The organism is Streptomyces sp. NPDC006283 (genome assembly GCF_040613325.1).
Taxonomy (GTDB): Bacteria; Actinomycetota; Actinomycetes; order Streptomycetales; family Streptomycetaceae; genus Streptomyces.
In genome coordinates this window covers 1-1,396 of sequence record NZ_JBEXRZ010000473.1, presented here as the reverse complement: position 1 = coordinate 1,396, position 1,396 = coordinate 1, and the positions used below count along the sequence as shown (strand labels likewise).

General features: G+C 63.3%; 2 protein-coding genes. One reads left to right on the top strand and one right to left on the bottom strand.

Annotated features, from left to right (window positions below; translation table 11 throughout):
* The first annotated feature begins 175 nt into the window (after nt 1-175).
* Nucleotides 176-343 carry a hypothetical protein gene (locus ABZ070_RS37370; RefSeq protein ID WP_356640657.1) on the top strand — a complete coding sequence of 56 codons (168 nt, stop codon included), beginning with the start codon at nt 176-178 and terminating at the stop codon, nt 341-343.
* Nucleotides 344-382: 39 nt separating this feature from the next.
* Here the strand turns inward: ABZ070_RS37370 and ABZ070_RS37365 are convergent, their stop codons facing one another.
* Nucleotides 383-1,258 (bottom strand): IS5 family transposase, encoded by an 876-nt coding sequence (locus tag ABZ070_RS37365; RefSeq protein ID WP_356640655.1) that lies wholly within the window; start codon nt 1,256-1,258, stop codon nt 383-385.
* Nucleotides 1,259-1,396 lie beyond the last annotated feature (138 nt).

Genomic DNA, 1,396 nt, shown 5'->3' with positions numbered 1-1,396 from the left:
ACGTGCACACACCCCGCAAAACACAACCAACGAGACGACAAACGAAGAAGACAACAACCCCGAGACCCCGCCGCACAGGTTAAAGATCAAGCTAGGGCGTGTATCGGAAGTACCTGAATCTGCGCTGCGCTGCCCTTGGTGAACCTCATAGCCTTGTCGGAATAGGAGGTACCAGATGTATCAGGTGTACGGGACAGCGAAGGGGTCTCCCCGGGACGGGGACTGGGAGCTCATCCTCGAGACTCCAGATGCCGTGGAGGCGACGAAGGCTGTCCACGAGTCGGAGGGCACGTTCTGGCGACGACTCACCGAGGACGGTCAGATTGTCCTCGACCGAGTCTGAGTGGCCACTTCTTGGCGAGCTCGCAGCCTGCCAGCCTGATCACAACCATTCGTTGATCGCTGCGATGAGGACGGTCGCCTCATACCGGACAGCGAGCTTGTCGTATCGGGTAGCGACGGCGCGATGTCTCTTACGGCGGTTGATCCCACACGCGACGGCGTGCCGCTCGCGATAGTCGGCCGGGTCGAAGTGTGGCGGCCGGCCACCGCGGAATCCGAGCTTCTGGCGGTTGCGCGCCTGATCGGCCTTGTCCGGGATGGTGCAGCGGATTCCGCGGCGCCGCAGGTAGACACGGTTCTTGCGGGAGGCGTATGCCTTGTCAGCACGCACGCGATCAGGGCGGACGCGCGGCCGGCCCGGCCCGATGCGGGGCACGCGGACATTCTTCAGTACTGGTTCAAACTGCGGTGAGTCGCCGCGATGCCCAGCCGTGATCACGATCGACATGGGCTTCTGGCCCTGCTCCGTGGCCAGGTGAAGCTTTGTGGTGAACCCGCCGCGTGAACGTCCCAGCCCGTGATCACCCGGCTCGGCGAACACGCCACCTGGTGATTCCTTCTGCAGATCACCCTGCTTGCGGGCCCCTGCGGCATGCTGGTGGGCGCGACACACTGTGGAGTCGACGCTCAGGTCCCACGTGATCGCGCCGTTCGCGTCGGCCAAAGACTGAAGCCGAGTGAGGACCCGGTGCCAGATACCGTCTCGCTGCCACCGGCGGAACAGGTCGTAGATCCGACCCCACGGCCCGTACTCAACGGGCACGTCTCGCCAAGGCACACCGGTCCGGACCCGGAACCGTATGCCGTCAATCAACTGCCGCCGAGACCAGACAGGCGGCCGACCTACTCTCGTGCCCTTCGGCAACAAGGGCTCCAGAAGTGCCCATTGTTCGTCCGTGAGATCTCCCCGTCCCATGAACGACGATCATTCACAGCTCAAAATCCACTTTCGAAACACGCCCTAGCTTGGCGTTTAACGTCCGGCGTCGAATGGTCCGTCGAACTTGATCACTCGGTTCGGGATCCGGCGTACGCGGAGGCGGCCTTCGTCTGA

Coding starts and splice junctions, on each gene's coding strand:
- ABZ070_RS37370 (WP_356640657.1), top strand. CDS start 176: ATGTATCAGGTGTACGGGACAGCGAAGGGGTCTCCCCGGGACGGGGAC.
- ABZ070_RS37365 (WP_356640655.1), bottom strand. CDS start 1,258: ATGGGACGGGGAGATCTCACGGACGAACAATGGGCACTTCTGGAGCCC.